The following is a 20326-nucleotide window of genomic DNA, read 5'->3' as shown; positions in this document are numbered from 1 at the left end:
GGAGCCCCGGCGGATCCTCGCGCCGCGGTGAGCGGGGGCCGCGGCGACCGGTCGCCCGGGGCCCGGCGGGCGGGGGCCGCGCGGGCGGGGGCCGCGGCGACCGGCCGTCGGCAGCCCCGGGGGCCCGGGCGGGCGGGGGCCGCGCGGGCGGCCGAGGACCGCGCGGCGAACGAGAACCGCGCGGGCGGACGGGAACCACTCGGATGGCCGCGAACCACTCGGGCGGACGGAGGAAGCACCCCGGCGAACGGGCCCGCCGGGCGGCCGGGACGTCCCGCGCCCACCGGCTCGGCGTCGACCGGCTCAGCCCCTGGCCGGGCCCTCGCCGTCCTCGGGGCCGCCACCGTTCCCGGCACCCCCGCCGTCCGCGCCGTCCCCGTCGTCCCCGGCCGACTCCGCCAGCAGCACCCGGAGCTGGGCCAACGCCTCTTCGGTCACCTCGCGTTCGCCGAAGACGAGCTGGTGCAGCACGAGCCCTTCCAGCGCGGCGAAGACCAGCCAGGTCAGCCCCCGGTCGACCGGCCGGGAGAGGATCGCGGACAGATCGCGCCGTGCGGAGTCGAAGTACTCGTCGTAGAGGGTGCGCAGGTGCGGCAGCAGTTCCGGCCTGCGCCTCGCCTCCAGCAGCAGTTCGTACTGGAAGGCCTGGAGGTCCGGCCCGGACTCCACCATGCTCCCCAGGCCGGCTGCGAAGTCCCGCGCCCTGCCGGTGCCGGTGTTGAGCGCGCTGGTGCCGAGCGAGGCGCGGATGGCGTGGTCGACGGCCTCCTCGATGAGTGCGTCGCGGGAGCCGAAGTGGTGCACCACGAGCCCGTGGGTGACGCCGGCCTCCTCGGCGACGGCCCGGTAGGTCAGGTTGCGCAGGCCGCCCCGGGCGACCACGCGGACGGCGGCGTCCAGCAGGGCGACCCGCCCCGTCCCGTAGTGCGTCACGCGCTTGCGGCCGCGGCGCTCGGCGGCGGGCTCCACGGGGTCGGTCATGCCGCCGACCCTACCGGTGGCGCTCCGCTCAGCGCCGCGGCGGCCTGATGCCACGGAACTCCCAGTCGCCGCCGAGCGCGGTGGACAGGACCTCCTCGGACTCGGTCGGCTGGGCGCCGACGTCGGAGCGGACGGCGGTGGGGCCGTCGACGATGTGGTTGGTGAGCCGGCCGAGGCCCTCGACCTCCACCTCGACGACGTCGCCCGGCCGCACCGGACGGGAGTTGGCGGGGGTGCCGGACAGCAGGACGTCGCCGGGGTACAGGGTGATGGTGCGGGCGATGTCGGCGACCAGGTAGTGCATGTCCCACGTCATCTCGTCGGTCGAACCGTCCTGCACCACCCGCCCGTTGACGTAGGTGCGCAGCCGCTTGCCGTGGAAGTCCCAGTCGGTGACCAGGCCGGGACCGAGCGGGCACAGGGTGTCGGAGCCCTTGACGCGGAGCATGGACCCGGCGTCGGTGTCGCGGAAGTCGTGCAGACCGTAGTCGTTGGCCACGGTGTAGCCGGCGATGTACTGCCCCGCCTCGGCCGGGGAGATGTTGCGCGCGGTCCTGCCCACGACGATGGCGACCTCCCCCTCGTAGTTGAGCCACTTGCAGCCCTCGGGCCGGACGATCGCGCCCCGGTGGCTGTTCAGCGCCGAGGTGGGCTTGTGGAAGTAGGTGGGGGTGTCCGGCAGGCCGATCCGGAACTCCTCGACCCGGCTGCGGTGGTTGAGGTGGACGGCGATCACCTTGGACGGGACGACCGGCGGGAGGTGGGTCGCGTCCTCGATCCTGACGCGGCGCCCGTCTCCGGCGACCAGCTCGTCGCCGTCGCGGACGGCCTGCACTGCTGCGCCGTCGAGGAGGACACGGCGGTACTCGGGCATGGCGGGGGGCCTTTCTAGGCTCGGCTGCGGACGTCGTGGGGGTGGTGGGAACGGTGGGCGGCGGCCGGACCGGGCAGGCCGGCGCCGGCCCACCCGCCGGCGGGGCGGTCGAACCACAGCAGGACCTGGCCGGTGCCGATGGAGTTCTCGTACTCGCCGTACTGGCGGCCCCGCGCGGCGCAGGCCCGCTCGCCGAGGGCGCCGGCCATCATCAGGTAGTGGAAGAACCTGGCCTCGGGCCGGTACTTCCAGAACTCGTCCATGGTGTCGAGGACCTTGTCGTGCCGGCCCTCCTTGAACCAGGCGATGCGCTCCTGGTCGGCCCGGCGGGCCTCGGGGGTGAAGATGTGCGCCGGGTCGCTCGCCTCGTGGTCGCGCAGTTCGCGCAGCGGCCAGAAGGTGTGCGACAGGGCGCCGGAGGCGATCAGCAGCACCCGGCGGCCGGGCGTGGCGGCGATGCCGTCGGCCAGGGCGCGGCCCAGGCGCAGGTGGTCCTCCATGTCGCCGGTCTGGCAGACGCCGATGGTGACCCAGCGTTTGCCGGGCAGGCCCTCGCCGAGGTACTTCCACAGGTTGACGGTGGCGTAGTAGATCGGCAGGTAGTCGTCGTCGATCGCGGTGATCCAGGTGCCGTGCCGGTCGGCGGACGAGGCGATGTTGCGGGCGAGTTCGGGGTCGCCGGGGAAGTCGTAGGGCATGCGGCACATGCCGCGCGGCAGTTCCTCGGAGGTGAACAGGCCGGCCCGGCGGGACTGCGCGGTGACGACGAACTCGACGGTGGTGGCCCAGTGGGAGTCCAGGACGACCACGGTGTCGTAGTCGTCGCGCTCGAAGACCTCCGCGCGCAGTTGCCGCAGGCCGGTGACGAGGGTGACCTCCTTGCCGTCGTTGAGCTCCCGCCGGGTCTCCTCGGGCAGCACGATGGTGGGGACGTGGGCGAGGAGTCCCGCCCCGACGATCTCACCCATGGATCCCGCTCCCCTTCCCGCCGAACCCGTTCGGGGCGGTGACGGTGTTCTTCACGTCGCAGTAGAAGTCGAAGCTCCAGTCGCCGCCCTCCCGGCCGACGCCGGAGTGGCGGGAGCCGCCGAAGGGCGCCCTGAGGTCGCGGACGAAGAAGCAGTTGACCCAGACGGTGCCCGCGACCAGTCGCGCGGTGACCCGTCGGGCGCGCTCGGCGTCGCCGGTGGCGACGGTGGCGGCCAGGCCGAAGCGGGTGCCGTTGGCCAGCCGGACGGCCTCCTCCTCACCGGTGAAGGTCTGGAGGGTCAGGACCGGGCCGAAGACCTCCTCCTGGACGATCTCGGAGTCCTGCCGCACATCGGTGAGGAGCGTCGGCGCGTAGTACTGCCCCTCTCCGCGGTGTCCGCCTAGCACCGCGCGGGCGCCGGCCGCGAGCGCCCGCCGTACGAAGCCGTCGATGCGCTCCAGTTGCCGGGGGTGGATGTTGGGGCCGATGTCGGTGGACTCCTCCCTCGGGTCGCCCTGGATCAACCGGGACGCCTTCTCGGTGAAGCGGCGGGTGAACTCCTCGGCGACCGGCTCCTCCACCAGGATGCGGGTCGCGGCGAGGCACACCTGTCCGGCGTTGTCGTACTGCTCGACGGCGAGGTCCACGGCGAGGTCCAGGTCGGCGTCGGCGAAGACCAGCAGGGGCGACTTGCCGCCGAGTTCGAGGCTGAGCGGGGTGAGGTTGGCGGCGGCGGACGCGGCGATGTGCCGGGCGGTGGGCACGGATCCGGTGAAGCTGATGCGGCGCACGTCCGGGTGCGAGGTGAGGGGCTCCCCGATCTCCGGGCCGTAACCCTGGACGACGTTGAGGACACCGGCGGGCAGGCCGGCCTCGGCGGCGATGTCGGCGAGCAGGGAGGCGGTGAGCGGGGTCCACTCGGCGGGCTTCAGGACCACCGTGTCGCCGGCGGCCAGGGCCGGGGCTACCTTCCAGGTGGCCAGCATCAGCGGGGCGTTCCACGGGGTGATCAGCACGCACGGGCCGGCCGGGTCCCAGCTCACGTGGTTGGTGTGGCCGCGGGTGGTGAAGTCCTCGTGGTCGAGCTCCAGCAGGTGGTCGGCGAAGAAGCGGAAGTTGTGGGCGACGCGGGGCATGACGCCGCGGCGGTGGGAGCGCAGCAGGGCGCCGTTGTCGGTGGTCTCGACGAGGGCGAGCTCCTCGATGCGCTTCTCGACGCCGTCGGCGATGGCGTGCAGCAGGCGGGCGCGTTCGGCGCGCGGCGTGGCGGCCCACCGGGGGAAGGCGGCCTTGGCGGCGGCGACGGCCGCCGCGGCCTCCATCGCGGTGCCGCGGGAGATCTCCCCCAGGACGCTGCCGTCGATGGGTGAGACGTCGGTGAAGGTCTCGGTGGAGGCGACGCGTTCGCCGCCGATGAAGTGCCGGGTGTCGACCTCGACTTGGGCGACGGTGATGTGGTGTTCGCTCATGTCCTCGGGCTCCTGGTGGTCGGTCGGGGCGGTGCGGTCACTGGGCGCCGGAGGTGTTCGACTCCAGCAGCCGGCCGCCGTCCCACACGACTCCGACCTGCCGGTAGTACGCGGCGATCGGCTCGCGGATCTCCAGCCGGGCCAGTTCCTCGGTGGGCGAGGCGAACAGCTCCAGGTCGGCGTCGCCCACCCAGGGCTGTCCGCCCTCGAAGGAGGCGGCGCCGGACTCGACCAGCTCGTCCAGGCTGGGGCCCTTCCCCTTCTCGATGGCGGGCAGCCGGCGGTGGTGGGCCATCGGGTGGGCGTTGACGAAGCCGTTCGTCCCAGCGGGTTCGCGCAGGGTGACGACGGCCTGGGCCAGGCGCCGGTCGGCGGCGGCGAGGGTGGCGCCGAAGCGGGCGCCGGCCTCGATGCGGGGGGCGGGTCCGTAGGGGTGCGGGCGGGTCTGGTGGATGGAGCCGAGCTTCTTGGGGTAGCCCTGGTGCAGTCCCCGGGCGACGGCGAAGTCCTTGTCGACCCAGATGAAGACGCAGCGGCTGTAGGTCCGCCCCCGGTAGGCGCAGCGGACGACGGCGAACGCCTCCTTGTACTGGGCGAGGACCGGGTCGAGCAGTTCCTGTCCCGAGGCGGCGCAGGACTGCCAGTCGGCCCAGATCAGCGCGACCGCGCCGGGGTCCTCGTCGGCGAGTTCCAGCGGTTCGGGCAGCAGTTCGCGCACCCGGTCCGGGTCGGTGCGGTACTCGACGGTCAGCAGGTCGCCGGAGTAGCGCCAGGGCGGCGAGGGGATCAGCGACGAGGCGCCCGTCGCCGTCCTGGGGTGGAGGAATCCGCGGACGGTGGTCATGGCAGGGGTTCCTTACGCGGTGAGGGCGGGCGGCTTCAGCAGCTCGGTGCGGTGGCGGGCGGCGGCAGCGGCGGCCGCCGGTCCGCCGAGGGCGACGACGCCGACCAGGCGGCCGCCGGTGTGGTACCCGGCCAGGAGGTCCCCGTCGGGGTCGCCGTCCAGGACGCGTACGTCCCCGGTGCCGAGCGCGGGTGCGCCGAAGGACTGGATGCGGAAGTCGTGCTGGTCGCTCCAGAAGGTCGGCAGCGGCGCGAACGGCGCGAGGCCGGCCCCGGTGCCGGTGAGATGGGCGGCGAGCACCCGGGCGGCGTGCCTGGCGGTGTCGGTGGGGATGGACCAGTGCTCGACGCGGCGCGGTACGCGGTCGTAGCGGGCGTTGGGGAAGCGGGCGACGTCGCCCACGGCCACCACCTCGGGGCGGCCGCCGGCCCGCAGGTGCTCGTCGGTGAGCACGCCGTCGGTCAGGTCGAGGCCGTTGCCGTCGAGCCATTCGGTGTTGGCGACGGAACCGACCGACTCCACCACGACGTCGGCGTCGAGGACCGTGCCGTCGGCCAGGACGACGCCGTCCACCCGGTCCTGCCCCGTGAAGGCGGTCACCGCGGAGCCGAGGGCGAACCGGACGCCCCGCCGCTGGTGGCGCCTCAGCAGTGCCGTCGCGAGCAGTTCGCCGAGCGGTCCGGCCATGGGCAGCGGCATCGGGTCGGCCACGGTGACCTCTGCGGCGCCGAGGGCCACGGCGGTGGCGGCGACCTCGCAGCCGATGAAGCCGGCTCCCACCACGACCACCCGCGCGTTCGGCCGGGTCAGGGCCTCGCGCAGCCCCCGGGCGTCGGCGAGCGTGCGGACGGTGTGCCGTCCGGTGACGGGGCCGGGGCAGCCCAGCCGGCGGGGGCGCATTCCGGTGGCGACGACGAGCCCGTCGTAGGGGAGGGTCTCGCCGTTGTCGAGCGCGACGGCGCGCCGGTCCAGGTCGGCGCCCACGACGCGCCTGCCCAGCCGCCACCGCACGTCGGAGACGGAGGCGCGGGGCCGCAGGGCGAGCGACTCGAAGGCGGCCCGGCCGGCCAGGACCCCCTTGGAGAGCGGGGGCCGGTTGTAGGGCATGTGGGGTTCGTCCCCGACCAGGGTGATCGGCCCCGTCCAGCCGACCGCGCGCAGTTGTTCGGCGGCGCGCAGGCCCGCCATGGAGGCGCCGGCCACGACGACGGTCGCGTCCACGGCTCAGTCCTCGATCCGGATGGCCTGGAGCGGGCAGAGGTCGGCGGCCTCCTCGACCTCGTCGCGCAGCGCGTCGTCGGGGTCGGGGACGTGGGCGAGGCGTCCGGCGTCGTCGAAGCGGAAGACGTCGGGGGCGGCGAAGACGCACTGGCCGTGGTCCTGGCACCTGTTCATGTCGACGACGACCTTCATGGCCGGTCCTCCTGGTGCTGAGGGGGCGTCGGAGAGGGAAGAAGGGGCCCGGACCGCTGGGGGCCGGGCCCCGGCCAAAGGGACACGGGGGGACACCGATCCCGAACTCGTTTGGCTTCAAACAAGATAGGGAGCGGCGCACCCCTGGTCAATAGCTATCCGGATGGATAAGTTTCTGCGGCAGCCCCCTTGTGGAGAGCGGCGACCGCCCTTACCGTTTGGCACCAAACAAGTGCCTGCCTCCCGCGTCCCGCGGTCCGAGGCCGGCCCGCCTCCCCTCTCCCCCAGCGCCCCGCGCCCTGGGAGCGCCCCCTTCCCCAGAGGAGACACCGGTGAGCGCATCCGACACCCCGCCCGTCCGCCACCACGTCGAACGGCTGGCCGCCGAGGGCATCGACGTGGTCCGGGTGACCTATCCCGACCTCATCGGCACCGAACGGGCCCGGGACGTCCTGCTCGACCACCTGCCCGCCGCCTGCGAGCACGGGCTCGCCTTCTGCCGCGCCGTCTACCACACCACCCCCCAGGGCGACACCGTCCCGGTCCCCGGCGGCCTGGACGCCGGACTGCCCGACATCCGCGTCACCCCCGACCTCGACACCCTGACCGCGCTGCCGTGGGAGCCCGGAGTCGCCTCCTGCCTGGGCGACGTCACCGACCCGGCCACCGGACTGCCCGCGCCCGAGTCCCCCCGCGACCTGCTGCGGACCGTCGTCGGCCGGTGCCGTGAGCACGGCCTGCGCCCGGTGGTGGGCCCGGAGCTGGAGTACTTCCTGTGCGACGCGGCCCCCGACCGGCCCACCGGCTGGCGCCGCTACAGCGACGCCGACGGCGTCGTCTACACCGCCGGTCTGCGCGCGGACGGCGACAACCACCTGCTGCGCACCCTGCGGCTGCTGCGCGACCTGGACATCGGCGTCAGCAGCGGCAACCACGAGTACGACGGCTCCCAGTTCGAGATCAACCTGACCCACGCCGAAGCCCTTCAGGCCGCGGACCGCGCCTTCCGCTTCAAGGCGGCGGTCAAGGAACTGGCCCGCAAGGAGGGCCGGCTGGCCACCTTCATGGCCAAGCCGTTCAACGGCGCCGGCGGCTCCGGATTCCACCTCCACCTGTCCTGCGAGGACGACGAGGGCGGCAACGCCTTCGCCGACCCCGCCGCGCCCCACGGCCTGTCCGCCACCGCGCGCCACGCGGTGGCCGGCGTCCTCGCCCATGCCCCCGCGCTCGCCGCGCTGGCCAACCCCACCGTCAACTCCTACAAACGCTTCGGCCCGCACAGCCTCGCGCCCTGGCTGATCGACTGGGGCCTGGACAACCGCAGCGCCATGGTCCGCGTCCCGCCCGAGCGCGGCTCCGGCTCCCGCTTCGAGCTGCGCCTGGGCGACGCGAGCGCCAACCCCTACCTGCTGATCGCCGGTACGCTCGCGGCGGCCCTGCTGGGCGTCCTGGCCGGCGAGGAACCGCCCGCCCCGCTGGAGGGGTACGGCTACGACCCCGCGAAGGCCGCGGTGCTGCCGATGACCCTGCCCGCCGCCCTCGACGCCCTGGAGGCGGACACGGCACTGACCGAGGTGCTCGGCAAGGAGTTCACCGCCTCCTACCTCATCTACAAGCGCGACGAGGTCGCCCGCTTCCACCGGCACGTCACCGACTGGGAGTTCACCGAGTACGCCTACCACCTGTGACGCCGAGGAGACCGCTTCCCATGACCGCGACCGTCCCCTCCGTGACCGAGGCCGTCCGCGAGCCGCTGCCCCTGGCCGACGTCGACCTCGCCGACCTCGGCAACTTCACCGACGGCGTGACCCCCTGGCGGATGTTCCACACCCTGCGCCACCAGGACCCCGTCCACTGGCAGCCCGAGCAGGCCCCCAACTCCGGCTTCTGGGCGGTGACCCGGCACGCCGACGTCGTCCGCGTCGACCGCGACGCCGAGACCTTCACCTCCACCCGGTTCGTCAACCTGGAGGAGGTCGACGACGACCAGATCGGCAAGCGCGCCTCCCTCCTGGAGCTGGACGGCGTCCGCCACCGCGCGCTGCGCGGCCTGCTCCAGCGGCGGTTCGGCGCGAGCGTCGTCAACGGCTACGCCGACTTCCTGCGCGGCCTGACCGCCACCACCCTGGACGCGGCCCTGGCCAAGGGGACCTTCGACTTCGTCGAGGAGGTCTCCGCCGACTTCCCCATCAACGTCCTCGCCCGCCTCCTGGACGTGCCCCCGCGGGACAACCGGCGGCTCATCGACTGGGGCAACCGCATCATCGGCAACACCGACCCCGACTACGCCGACGTACTCCTGGACAGCGAGGAGAGCGAGAGGTTCCGCGATCTGCCGTTCCGCTCCCCCGCCTCGCTGGAGGTCTTCGAGTACGGGCGCGAGCTGGCCCGTCAGCGGCGCGGCGGCACCGGCACCGACCTCGTCTCCCGGTTGGTCAACGGCACCCCCCGCGACGGCGTCCCGCTCACCGAGCGGGACTTCGACAACTACTTCCTGCTGCTGGTCGTCGCCGGCAACGAGACGACCCGCCACGCCATCTCCCACTCGATGCTGGCCCTCCTCCAGCACCCCGAGCAGCTCGCCCGCCTCCAGGCGGACCCTTCCCTCATTCCGGCGGCGGTGGAGGAGTTCCTGCGCTGGGCCTCCCCCGTCTACCACTTCCGCCGCACCGCCACCCGCGACGTCGAACTCGGCGGCAAGCGGGTCAAGGAGGGCGACAAGGTCGTCATGTGGTTCGCCTCCGGCAACCGCGACGAGGAGGTCTTCACCAACCCCTACGACTTCGACGTCACCCGCCGGGACAACGACCACGTCACCTTCGGCAAGGGCAGCCCCCACCTCTGCCTGGGCAACCTGCTGGCCCGCACCGAGATTCGCATCATGTTCGAGGAGCTCGTCCCCCGCCTGGGCGGCATCCGCCTGGCCGGCGACGTCCCCCGGGTCCGCTCCAACTTCGTCAACGGCATCAAGAGGCTGCCCATCGAGGTCACCCTCGCCTGACGCCGGCGCGGCCGCACCCGGCGAGACGTCCGCGACGCCGGTCCGGGGGCCGGCATGGTGTGTGCCGCGCCGGTTTTGGGCCCGACCTGACGTGTGCCGCGCCGGTCCTCGGTCCGGCGTCGCGCCACTTCGGCGTCGCACCCTCCGGACGGCGGCGCGGATCACGCCAGGGGGTCGTGGCCCCAGTTCATCAGGGAGTGGCGCCACCGGGTGTCCTCGACGTCGCCCGAGGGCCGCTGGGCCAGATGCCGTCGGATGTAGCCGACCACCTTGCGCATGTGCTGGTAGTCGTCGTCCGAGAGATCGCCCTTCTTCGCCCGCAGGATCTCCACGATCCGGCGGCCGGAGGCGTGCCCGGTGGACTCTCCCCCGTCCTTGTGCTGCCCGGCGCTTCGCGACCGCTCGGACGCCAGCCACTTCTCCAGCTCGGCCGGCTTCATGTTCACCAGCTCACGGAAGTGCTCCCAGGTCTCCTCGCGCTCCTCATCCCCACCACGGCTCTTCGTCATGCCGGTACTCCTTCGCGGCGAGCCGGTGCAGGCCCGCGGAGAACGGGTGACAGCCCGACGCTGCCCCCTCCAGCCTGCGGGCTCCCCGCCCGCTCCGCAGCTCGCGCCCTCCGCCCCGGCGCGGACAGCGCGACGGCCCCGGGCCGCCGCTCCGACGCGACGCTGGGCGGGACGGCCCGGACCGGCTGGACCGGACGGGCAGTACGAGGCCGACGGGACCGGACGGGGAGCCCGCAGGCCGGCGGGACCGGACGGACAGTACGAGGCCGGCGGGACCGGACGGACAGGGCGGAACAGAACAGGGGGCGGAAGGGACGGGCGAGGCGGGCGGGACGGGCCGGGACGGACAGGGGGCCGGGGTGGCCGGGCAGGGGTGGCACATGGCTCGTTCCCCTCCGCGCAGGTCGATTGTCACGGGCCGCTCGCGGGGGTAGGTATGGCTGCGGCGCGCCTTCCCGTCCTCCCCGCCGTTCCGGTCCCGTTCCTCATCCCGCCGCCGCCCGACGAAGGAGACCGCACCCGTGAGCGAGCAGCCGACGTTCGTCCTCGACCCCACCGGCTCCGACCACCACGCCGAACACCGGGCGCTGCGCGCACGCGGCCCGGCCGCCCGCGTGGACATCCTCGGCGTGACCGCCTGGGCCGTCACCGACCCCGCCCTGCTGAAGCGCTTACTGACCAGCCCGGACGTCTCCAAGGACGCCGCGGCGCACTGGCCCGCCTTCGCCGAGACCGTCGCCACCTGGCCCCTCGCCCTGTGGATCTCGGCCGAGAACATGTTCACCGCGTACGGCGCCGACCACCGCAGGCTGCGCCGCATGGTCGCGCCCGCCTTCGCCGCCCGTCGCGTCGAGGCCATGCGGCCCGTCGTCGAGGCGACGGCGACGTCGATCCTCGACGGTCTCGACTCCCGCCCCGCCGGCACGCCGGTCGACCTGCGTGAGCACCTGGCCCACCCGCTGCCGATCGCCGTGATCGGCCGGCTCCTGGGCGTGCCCGGCGATCAGCGCCAGGGCTTCCGCACGATGGTCGAACGCGTCTTCACCACCACCCTCACCAGCGCGGAGGCCGAGGCCAACAGCGCCGCGCTCTACGCGGCGCTGGACCGCCTCATCGCCACGAAGCGCCGCGAGCCCGCCGACGACATGATCAGTCTGCTGATCGCCGCCCGCGACGACGAGGGCGACGGGAGCCGCCTGTCCGACACCGAACTGCGCGACACCGTGCTGTTGATGATCAACGCCGGGTACGAGACCACCGTCAACCTCATCGACCGCGCCATCACCGCCCTGCTCACCTCCCCCGATCAACTCGCCCACCTCCGCGCCGGCCGCGCGGGCTGGGCGGACGTCGTCGAGGAGACGCTGCGGCACGAGCCGGCCGTCAAACACCTCCCGCTGCGCTACGCCCTCACGGACGTCCCCCTGCCCGACGGGCAGACCATCGCCCGCGGCGAGGCCATCCTCGCCTCCTACGCCGCGGCCAACCGGCATCCGGACTGGCACGGCCCGACCGCGGACTCCTTCGACGTCACCAGGGCCGTGAAGGAGCACCTCGCCTTCGGCCACGGCGTGCACTTCTGCCTCGGCGCCCCCCTCGCCCGCATCGAGGTCGCCACCGCCCTGCGCCTGCTCTTCGACCGCTTCCCCGGGATCGAACTCGCGGTTCCCGCCGAGGAGCTGCTGCCCTACCCCTCGCTCATCAGCAACGGCCACCAGAGCCTGCCCGTGCGGTTGCGGCCCGCGGCCGACTGACTCCGCGCCGGGGAGATCCGGGCGGGCGCGGACCCGGGCGGCCGGCTCGGCACGGACCTCGGCTCGCCGTTCGGACGGCCCACGCCACCGCCGTACCGCACCGGCCGTCGGCCCCGCGGTACGCGGACGCCTCGTCCGGATCGAGTGCGGCAGCCCTGGAACGCAGTGAAGGCCCGGTGCATACCGGGCCTTCACTGTTTCGTAGCGGGGACAGGATTTGAACCTGCGACCTCTGGGTTATGAGCCCAGCGAGCTACCGAGCTGCTCCACCCCGCGTCGGCAGGCTCTACTGTACGGCATCGGGCCCGCAGGACCGAATCGGTGTCCACAGCGTCTGTAGGTTCCAGGTCCGCGTTAGCAGTGTCGGTCGATCTCTAGCAGTCGGCTAGCAATCTTCCGGGTCGCGTTAGCAGCACCTGTGGTCGGTGGTGGTCAGTCCCGGGAACTTCTCGGTCATCCGGCCTCTCGGTCCTGGGCGGCTTCCTACGGTCAGCTCATGGTCACCAAGCGTACAAGCGCGAGGGCTGGCAGTCAGGAGTCTGCGACGGCTTCGATCCGGTACGAGGACGACTCGGTACGCAGCGTCGAGTTCGGGCAGCTGCGCCGGGGCAGTTTCGACGGGTCCGTGCCGTGGCGGCAGGTCAGGTCGGCGAAGGGTCACAAGCATCATCCCGGGGAGTACGCGTCGGCGACGACGCGTGGGCTGGTGGTCTATGAGAGCCGTCTGGAGCTGGCTCGGCTGCTGCTGGCGGACTTCGACCCGCAGGTGGTCCGGATTTTCGCCCAGCCGTGCCGTCTGCGGGCGCGCGTGGGTGGGCGGTGGCGGCTGCACGTGCCGGACTTCCTGCTGATGCTGGAGGACGGCAACGTGCGCGTGGTCAACGTGAAGCCGGCCGACCGCCTTCTTGATCCGGAGATCGCGGAGGCCCTGGCCTGGCCCGGGGACCTGGTGGAGGGCCACGGCTGGCAGTACGAGATCTGGTCGGGGGCGGATCCGGTGCTGCTGGCCAACGTGCGGTTCCTGGCCGCCTACCGGCGGGCCGGGGTGGTGCCGGACGAGGACATCGCGCAGGCCTGGGAGGTGGTGCAGGACGGGGATCCGCTCACGGTCGCTGAACGGCGCCTGGCGGCGGGTCGGCCGGTCGAGGACGTGCGGCCCGCCGTCCTCGCGCTGGTGTGGTCGGGGCGGCTCTCGGTCGACCTGAGCCGCCCGATCGACGGTGACTCGGTGCTGCGGAGGGCGACATGAGCAACTGGACGGTTCCGTTGCGGGCGGGACTCGCCCTGAGTTTTCAGGGTGAGCCGTTCACGGTGTCCGAGGTGCGAGGCCGCGAGGTCCTGCTCCAACAGTCCGGGCCCGGCGGCGTGCGGTGGAGGCTGGTCGACGTGGCCGGCCTGCTGGCGGACCCGACGACCCAGCTGCTGAGCGAGTTGCCGGACGAGGAGGAGTCCACGGCCGTCGCCCTCGGGCTGCTCGACCAGGCCGAGGAGGACGAGGTCACCCAGCGCTTCCAGCACGTGCAGGAAGTCCTCTTCGGCTACCGGCTGGGCTCGCCGGAGTTGGCACAGGAGGGCGAGCCGCGGCCGGAGTACGCCCCGGGCGTCCCGCTGATGCATCGCTACCTGGCCAAGGCCCGCGAGTTGGGGGTCGGCGAGAGCACTGTCCGGCTGTGGGTCACGCAGGTGAAGAAGTCCGGTCCGGCGGGCCTGGTCCGCACGAGCAAGCTGCGACGGAACGCCCAGGACAGGGTGGATCATCGCTGGCTGGAGAGCGCCCGGACGGTCCTGGACAGCTACACGAACGCCAGCCGGCCGGTCCGCGGGCTGATCCTCTTGGAGATCGAGGAGCGTGTCGCGGCCGAGCACGGCCGGGGCACGGTGAAGATACCTGCCCAGTCGACCGGTTACGAGGTGCTGCGCGAGCTGGACGCGGGGACGAATGCGTTCACGGGCAGCACCAAGGGGAAGCGGTCGATCGCGAACCGTCCGCAGACCGTCTACGGCCGCCTGCGGGCGACCCGGCCGGGTGAGTACGTGCTGTTGGACACCACCCGGTTGGACGTGTTCGCGATGGAGCCGGTGACCTGCCGCTGGGTGCAGTGCGAGCTGACGGTGGCGATGGATCTCTACAGCCGGTGCATCACCGGGCTGCGGCTCACCCCGGTGTCGACGAAGGCCGTGGACGTCGCCGCGGTGCTTTTCGAGACGGTGCGGACGCGCCCGGAGCTGTTGCCGGGAAGGAACCTGCCGCGTCTTGGCGTCCCGTCCACGGTGGTCGTCCCTGCGGAGAAGCTGGTCGACGTGGAGGGCAGGCCGCTGCTTCCGTCGGTTGCGGCCGAGACGGTGGTCTACGACCACGGGAAGATCTACCTGTCCAACCACGTCCGCAGTGTCTGCGCCCGGTTCGAGATCTCGCTGCAGCCGGCCCGGCCGCTGACGCCGACGGACAAGGCGCCGATCGAGCGCTGGTTCAAGACCTTGAACCAGGGTCTGCTGGCGGCTCTGCCGGGCTACAAGGGCCCTGATGTCCATAGCCGCGGCCAGTCGGTGGAGGACTTCGCGTTCTTCTTCATCGACGAGCTGGAGATGATCATCCGGGAGTGGATCGGCCTGACCTATCACCGGCGCCGCCACAGGGGTCTGGTCATCCCGGAGGTCCCAGGTCTGAAGCTGAGCCCGCTGGACATGTTCGACCACGGCGTCGCCCGGGCGGGCAACCTGCGGATCCCGGCACGGCCGAACTTCGCCCTGCATTTCCTTGAGCAGGCCTGGTGCACCCTCCAGCACTACGGGGTGGAGCTGGAGGGGATGCGCTACAACGGCGGCGGCTTGGACGGGCTGCGGGAGGCCAAGAGCCCCTACACCGGGGTGCATGAGGGCAAGTGGCCGGTCTCCGTGGACCCGGACAACATCCGGCAGGTCTACTTCCAGCGGCCGGACCACTCCTGGCACGCCCTCCAGTGGGAGCACGCTCCCGCGCTGGACGGGCCGGTGAGCCGCGAGGCCATGCGCTACGCGCGCAAACTCGCGCTCACGACGCATCGCTTCCCTGATCCGAAGCGGGCACTGGTCGAGCTCTTGGAGCGCTGGGGAGTGGGCCTGACCGGGAACCGGGCCGAGCGGCGGATGGCCGTGCGTCTGTCGGAGGACCGCCTCTGCCTGGTCGGCCCCGACGGGGTCGGGAATCCGGAGGATCCGCTGCGGCTTCCGACACTCAGGGCGGTCGCCGCCCTGGAAGCGGCCCCCGCTGCTGCCGAGGCCGCCGATGACCTCGGCGGGGATGACGACGAGGACGAGGACCTGGAGGCCGCCTTTCCGGGCGAGACCGACGAGTTCATCGACGAGGACGACTACTACGCCGACACCTGGGAGAGCCGGTGAGCGCGGTCAGTGGCACGGTGTTCGAGGGAGATGATCGTCAGTACGCGTTGACGCGCCTGTCCGGTTGGCTCGAGCTGGTCTTCGGGCCAGAGCGGGTTCAGCCGCCCCGGCTGACGCGCCGGCAGATGGGCGAGCTGTCCGAGCTGGAGCTCACGCGCTACCAGGACCTGCGGGCCGTCTGGCATGCGAACCTCGGCCCGATCAAGACTCCGCAGATGATCGCCCTGCATGAAGCCCTCACCGAGATCGTGGACTCGAACCGGCAGGACGGTGACAAGGCCAAGCCCGCGGCCCTGCTCGACGCATACCCCGGCATCGGGAAGAGCACGGCGATTCGTGAATACGCGCGGAACTTCCATCGCGAGCAGGTTCGTCTGCACGGGCAGGCCACGCCGGAGGGCCACAGGAGAGTCCCGGTCGTCTACGTCAACCTGACCGGCAACACGCAGATCCGCGGTCTGAACGCGTCGATCTGCCGGTTCTACGGCCTGCCGACCAGCGGCGACGCGGACACCCTCGCTGAGCGCGCGGTCGACGCGGTCCTGAGCATGAGGACCGCGGTCTTCGTCATCGACGACGTGCACTTCCTGGCCCCGGGGAAGTCCTCGGCGGTGCGGATGGCCAACCATCTGAAGTTCCTGTCGAACGTGTTCCCCGTCACCCTGCTTTACGTCGGCGTCGGCGTCGCCGACCGCGGCATCCTGCGTGAAGGCCTGTCGCCGCAGCAGGCCCTGCTCGCGCAGTTCGGCCGCCGCACCACCGCGCTGACCCTGCGTCCTTTCCAGATCGACGACGACCAGGGGCGCAAGCAGTGGCGGGTTCTGCTGAAGACCATCGAGAAGAAGATCGTCCTGGCCGAGAAGCACCCAGGGATGCTCGTCGACCTGGCCGACTACCTGTTCGCCCGAACGACCGGGCACTTCGCGTCGCTGATGGCGCTGGTCAACCGGTCCTGCCTGCGAGCCGTCCGCTCGGGCGAGGAGAAGCTCGACAAGGATCTGATCGACACGGTGAAGAACGACGCCGCCGCCGAAGAAGCACGCCGCGAACTCGAAGCGGCGATCGAGGCCGGTCTCCTCAGCGCCCGCCCGGGAGGCCCGGCCCGCAAGCGGCGGTCGGCATGACCTGGGCCACCGACCGCTTGCCGATCGTTCTGCCCCCGCTGCCCGGAGAGGCCCTGGACAGCTGGATCGAGGCTTACGCCCGCCGGCTGCGAACGTCCTCCACCGGCCTTCTGCGATTCCTCGGCCTTCCTGGCATCGCGGCGAGGCGTTTGGTCTTCCGCTTGGAGGAAGGGGACCTGAAGGCGCTTGCGCGGCTGGCCGACGCCGACGCGTCCGAACTCGACCGGATGACTTTGCGGTCCGTCGCGCGATCCGACCTGCTGCCGCAGCTCCCGCAGAGCGGGGACGAGACGGCCCCCGTCTGGCGTCACCTCGGGCGTCACAGCCGCTTCTGCCCCCGATGCCTGGCCGACAACGGGGGGCGCTGGCCACTGGCTTGGCGGCTGCCGTTCTCATTCGCCTGCCAACAGCACCAGTGCCTGCTGGTCGACCACTGCCCTGGCTGCCGGGACAGGCCACAGCTGTTCACCAACCAACAGCTCGGCCGCAGCACCAGCGGCGCCCACTGCATGCGCCTGACCCTGCGCGACGGACGCAAGACGGCCTGCCGACACGACCTCACCCAGACGCCGGCACAACCGTTGCCACCAGGCGGAACACTCATCGCCGGCCAGCAGCACCTGGACGCACTCGTCCAGGCAGGGTCTCCCGCTCTGCACCATCTGTACTTCCTCAGCCGACGATGCCTGCGCAGCCTGATGCTCAGCCCCTGGGCGGCGCCCGAGGCCGTCGGGCTCGCACTGCGCGAATGCAACGGAGGACTTCTGTCCGACAGCCCGCACGACCTGGCCGACGCCGGTCGGCTCGCGATGGGCACCACCCTCGCGATCTGGGCCTCGGACACCGCTACGGCCACCGGTCAGGCCGTGTTCGAGTGGCTTATACGAACCGACCAGGCCCACCGCCTGAACGTCTCTGCCGCCAATCTGTCCATCGATCGGCGCCTCCTTTCCTGGGGACGGGCCAGCCCCGAGATCGTCAGCCGGGTGATCGCCGACGCGGACCAGGAGCTGCCCCTGGACACGCGGCTTCGCTACCGGTCTGCGGCCCATCCCCGCAGGCCAGACCTCGCAGATGCCGACATCCGGAAACGGGCGGACAAGATCCCGACAGCCCTGTGGCCTTCCTGGACTCTCCGGCTTCTCCCCAACACCCCCATCGACCCGCGAACCGTCGACGGCTTCAGGCGAGGCTGCCGCAGCAAGCTGCTGCTTGCCGGCGCCAAGTCACAGCACCACCCTTGGGCCCAGCCCTCCAACCGGTTGATCATCAAGATGGCGTTCCGACGCGTGATCGCCTCGACCGAGCACGAGACCGCCATCGCCAGCTGCCTCACCCAGCTCGCCAGTCACCTCGACGATGAAGGCTCCCCGATCGACTACGGCAGACGACGCCACTTGTTCACGTCCGAGAGCATCACGCTCAACCTCGACGAGTACACGCAGCTCTGCCGCCAGCAAGGCTGGGCCCGCGGTGGGACAGGGCGAATCCACATGCTCAGGTGGATGCTCCTGAGTTTCCTCCTCGGCACCCACGCGGACCTCCCTCCGAGGAACATCCACGCCCGTGACCAGTTCCGCTACCAGGTCCCGCCGCTGGCCGCCTGTTCCTGCAGGAACAGGCGGCCACAAACCTCGCTGCCCACCGGATCGACGAACCCGTGCTCTGGGAACCCCCCACCGCATGGTGCGACTGGACCGACTGGCCCGGGGCTACCCCCGAACAGATCGCCGACAGCGACTTCGACACCTTGATCGCCGACCGGACCCCGGCCGAGGAGACGGCCGCCGCCCTCGGACTGACCACAGAGCACGTCCGGCTCTACTGCGACGCCACCGGCACCACCCAACCGCCGCCCCATCCCACGACTCCCGGCCTCGGCCGACGCCGGCCTCGACGCGGGATGCTCGACCCGGGCTTCCTCCGCACCACTCACTCCAGCGGAACTCTCAACCAGAGCCTGATCGCCCGCAGTGCCGGCTGCAGCCTCTCAACCGTCCAAAACGCCCTGGAAGAAGCCGGGATCCCCGCCACACCACGCCCCGAACCGCTCAGCCTTCGCATCACCCGCGAGGAACTCGAACAGGCCTACCTGCACCGACGCCTCAGCATCCCCGACATCGCCGAACAGTTCGGTCTCGACAGACACCGCCTCAACCTGCTGGCCAAGAAGTGGGGCATCGAGATCCGCCCGAACAGCGCCACCAGCAACCCGTTCGCGCTCCTGCCGGACGCACCGGCCCTGTCCGAGTCGATGGCGGCAATCAGCAACATCCGCAACTGCGTCGAACGCCTCAGACGCCTGGTCCGACTGCCCGGTCAACGAAACCTCTGCGCCGCCGCCAGGAGCCTCGGAACGCTACCGGCAACGCTCACGCATCAACTCCATGCCCTGGAAAAGGCCGCAGGCGTTCAACTGATCGAACGGACCAGTCCCCTCGCAGCCACTCCCGCGGGCACCGCTCTCATCCACGAAGCAGAGCACCTCCTCAGCCTCCTGGACGCAGCGCAATCCTCCGTCACCTGACCGGCGGCTCGACCAGCATCACGACGCGGTCCGCCTCGACGGCGAACGCACCCCGGACCCAACTTCGGTCACTGTCAGGTCGTTTATGAGAGTCGCTGACCTTTTCAACGTAAGGTCGGTGCCGACGTGGGATTGCCGAAGCCCTGGTTCGGGCACCGAGGAGCCGTCGATGCTGGACCAGGGTTTGCAACGCGCCGCGCGCCTGGCTGGTTACGAGACCGTGAGCACTCAGCTCTCCTTACTGAGCGACCATCAGCTCGGGGAGGTCGTGGCAGCCGCTACCCCGCTCGGGTCAGGCATCGGCGGCAGGTCGGCAGAACTGGACGTCAACGGAACGCGCGTCTTCGTCAAGCGGATCCCTTTGACGGACATCGAATTGCGCCCGGAGAACGTGCGATCGACGGCGAACGTCTTCGAGCTGCCGATGTTCTACCAGTACGGGGTGGGCTCGGCCGGGTTCGGTGCCTGGCGGGAGCTCGCCGTGCACACCATGACCACGAACTGGGTTCTCGGCGACGAGTATGCGGGATTCCCGTTGATGTATCACTGGCGGGTTCTGCCTGACTCCCCGCCCGAAGGATTCACCGACGCGTTCGGGGGCCTGGAGGGGGCCGTCGCCCACTGGGAGGGATCACCTGCCGTTCGTGACCGGTTGGAGGCCATCGGCCAGTCCTCGTGCAGTCTGGTGGTCTTCCTGGAGCACGTGCCGCACACACTCGCCGGATGGCTGGCTGACCACCGCGAATCTGCCATGCCGGAAAGCGGGGACGGCTCGCCCTTCCGCTGGGTGGAGGAAGCTCTGATGGACGGTGCCGACTTCATGAGTTCTCGCGGACTTGTCCACTTCGATGCTCACTTCGCCAACATCCTGACCGACGGCCGTCAGCTCTACTTCGCCGACTTCGGACTTGCCCTGAGCTCCCGCTTCGACCTTACGGCGGCCGAGTCCGACTTTCTCGCGGACCACCTCGGCTACGACCGCTGCTACACCGCGAGCCACCTGCTCCAATACCACTTGCTCGACGGCGTGCGCGGTGACACGGAACGCGAAGTCTTCCTGCACGACTGGATCGCGGGCCAGCGACCTGGCGACATCCCGCCCGAGATCACGGCCATCATCGACCGGCACGCACGCCCTACCGTCGTCGTGGACTCCTTCTTCCGCCGCCTGATTACCGAGAGCAAGCAGACGCCGTTCCCGGCCGCCGAGATCGAGCGGCAGTCGGGCGCTGGCGCGACAACCCCGAGCTGATCCACGCCCTCGCCTCGGTTGCCACGGTCGCTGTCTACCGACGATTGCTAAAGATCAGCCGATCGGCCTACTGCTAACGCAACATGGAACCCGGAGTTTCAGCAGAACTCACTGCTAACGGAGCGGCTCAACCTACAGCGTCGTCATGCGCGTGCGGGGAAGGCTGTGCGGCCGCGTGCGGGGAGGGCTGTGCGGCCGCTCGCACGGACAGGGCCGGGCTCAGTCGG

General features: G+C 71.4%; 17 protein-coding genes and 1 tRNA gene. 9 read left to right on the top strand and 9 right to left on the bottom strand.

Annotated features, from left to right (window positions below):
• Positions 1–303: 303 nt before the first annotated feature.
• The 7 genes from ACF061_RS21240 to ACF061_RS21210 are packed head-to-tail and all read right to left on the bottom strand — an operon-like array spanning position 304 to position 6551.
• Positions 304–981 (bottom strand): TetR/AcrR family transcriptional regulator, encoded by a 678-nt coding sequence (locus ACF061_RS21240; protein ID WP_392268474.1) that lies wholly within the window; start codon positions 979–981, stop codon positions 304–306.
• Between the two features lie 28 nt (positions 982–1009).
• Positions 1010–1855 (bottom strand): fumarylacetoacetate hydrolase family protein, encoded by an 846-nt coding sequence (locus tag ACF061_RS21235; RefSeq protein ID WP_392268473.1) that lies wholly within the window; start codon positions 1853–1855, stop codon positions 1010–1012.
• Positions 1856–1869: 14 nt separating this feature from the next.
• The gene (locus ACF061_RS21230) at positions 1870–2823 is read right to left on the bottom strand and encodes a 3,4-dihydroxyphenylacetate 2,3-dioxygenase (protein WP_392268472.1); all 954 of its coding nucleotides are present in this window, start codon (positions 2821–2823) and stop codon (positions 1870–1872) included.
• Complete coding sequence (locus tag ACF061_RS21225) at positions 2816–4294, bottom strand: aldehyde dehydrogenase (RefSeq protein WP_392268471.1); 1479 nt, start codon at positions 4292–4294, stop codon at positions 2816–2818. The genes ACF061_RS21230 and ACF061_RS21225 overlap by 8 nt, the downstream gene beginning before the upstream one ends.
• A 37-nt stretch (positions 4295–4331) precedes the next feature.
• Positions 4332–5138, bottom strand: a complete 807-nt coding sequence (locus ACF061_RS21220) for an acetoacetate decarboxylase family protein (RefSeq protein WP_392268470.1) — start codon at positions 5136–5138, stop codon at positions 4332–4334.
• A 12-nt stretch (positions 5139–5150) separates the two neighbouring features.
• The gene (locus ACF061_RS21215; RefSeq protein ID WP_392268469.1) at positions 5151–6359 is read right to left on the bottom strand and encodes an NAD(P)/FAD-dependent oxidoreductase; all 1209 of its coding nucleotides are present in this window, start codon (positions 6357–6359) and stop codon (positions 5151–5153) included.
• Between the two features lie 3 nt (positions 6360–6362).
• Positions 6363–6551, bottom strand: a complete 189-nt coding sequence (locus ACF061_RS21210) for a ferredoxin (protein WP_392268468.1) — start codon at positions 6549–6551, stop codon at positions 6363–6365.
• 332 nt (positions 6552–6883) lie between these two features.
• On the opposite strand from ACF061_RS21210, the gene ACF061_RS21205 reads away from it, so the two are divergent.
• Both ACF061_RS21205 and ACF061_RS21200 read left to right on the top strand, forming a co-directional pair.
• Positions 6884–8239, top strand: a complete 1356-nt coding sequence (locus tag ACF061_RS21205) for a glutamine synthetase family protein (protein ID WP_392268467.1) — start codon at positions 6884–6886, stop codon at positions 8237–8239.
• A 20-nt stretch (positions 8240–8259) separates the two neighbouring features.
• On the top strand, positions 8260–9552 hold the full coding sequence (locus ACF061_RS21200; RefSeq protein ID WP_392268466.1) for a cytochrome P450: 1293 nt from the start codon (positions 8260–8262) through the stop codon (positions 9550–9552).
• Between the two features lie 161 nt (positions 9553–9713).
• Here the strand turns inward: ACF061_RS21200 and ACF061_RS21195 are convergent, their stop codons facing one another.
• A complete protein-coding gene (locus ACF061_RS21195) occupies positions 9714–10061 on the bottom strand; it encodes a DUF3140 domain-containing protein (protein WP_392268465.1) in 348 nt (115 codons plus the stop codon).
• 521 nt (positions 10062–10582) lie between these two features.
• On the opposite strand from ACF061_RS21195, the gene ACF061_RS21190 reads away from it, so the two are divergent.
• Positions 10583–11815 carry a cytochrome P450 gene (locus ACF061_RS21190; RefSeq protein WP_392268464.1) on the top strand — a complete coding sequence of 411 codons (1233 nt, stop codon included), beginning with the start codon at positions 10583–10585 and terminating at the stop codon, positions 11813–11815.
• Between the two features lie 202 nt (positions 11816–12017).
• On the opposite strand, the gene ACF061_RS21185 is transcribed toward ACF061_RS21190, so the two are convergent.
• Positions 12018–12091, bottom strand: a tRNA-Met gene (locus tag ACF061_RS21185).
• A gap of 220 nt (positions 12092–12311) precedes the next feature.
• On the opposite strand from ACF061_RS21185, the gene ACF061_RS21180 reads away from it, so the two are divergent.
• The 6 genes from ACF061_RS21180 to ACF061_RS21155 all read left to right on the top strand — a co-directional run bounded on the left by ACF061_RS21180 (position 12312) and on the right by ACF061_RS21155 (position 20099).
• Positions 12312–13064: a TnsA-like heteromeric transposase endonuclease subunit gene (locus tag ACF061_RS21180; protein WP_392268463.1), complete on the top strand. Its 753-nt coding sequence runs from the start codon at positions 12312–12314 to the stop codon at positions 13062–13064.
• Positions 13061–15196, top strand: coding sequence for an integrase (locus ACF061_RS21175; RefSeq protein WP_392268462.1), 2136 nt, complete (start codon positions 13061–13063; stop codon positions 15194–15196). Before ACF061_RS21180 ends, ACF061_RS21175 begins: the two co-directional genes overlap by 4 nt.
• On the top strand, positions 15193–16320 hold the full coding sequence (locus ACF061_RS21170) for an AAA family ATPase (protein WP_392268461.1): 1128 nt from the start codon (positions 15193–15195) through the stop codon (positions 16318–16320). The genes ACF061_RS21175 and ACF061_RS21170 overlap by 4 nt, the downstream gene beginning before the upstream one ends.
• Entirely contained in the window at positions 16317–18074 is a 1758-nt protein-coding gene (locus ACF061_RS21165) for a TniQ family protein (RefSeq protein ID WP_392268460.1), read from the top strand. Before ACF061_RS21170 ends, ACF061_RS21165 begins: the two co-directional genes overlap by 4 nt.
• The gene (locus tag ACF061_RS21160) at positions 17981–18847 is read left to right on the top strand and encodes a LysR family transcriptional regulator (RefSeq protein ID WP_392268459.1); all 867 of its coding nucleotides are present in this window, start codon (positions 17981–17983) and stop codon (positions 18845–18847) included. Before ACF061_RS21165 ends, ACF061_RS21160 begins: the two co-directional genes overlap by 94 nt.
• A 169-nt stretch (positions 18848–19016) precedes the next feature.
• Positions 19017–20099 (top strand): protein kinase family protein, encoded by a 1083-nt coding sequence (locus ACF061_RS21155; RefSeq protein ID WP_392268458.1) that lies wholly within the window; start codon positions 19017–19019, stop codon positions 20097–20099.
• Positions 20100–20326: the final 227 nt, after the last annotated feature.

Origin of the sequence: Streptomyces sp. NPDC015220 (genome assembly GCF_043079345.1) — a bacterium.
Taxonomy (GTDB): Bacteria; Actinomycetota; Actinomycetes; order Streptomycetales; family Streptomycetaceae; genus Streptomyces.
This window is presented reverse-complemented; position numbering and strand designations above follow the sequence as displayed.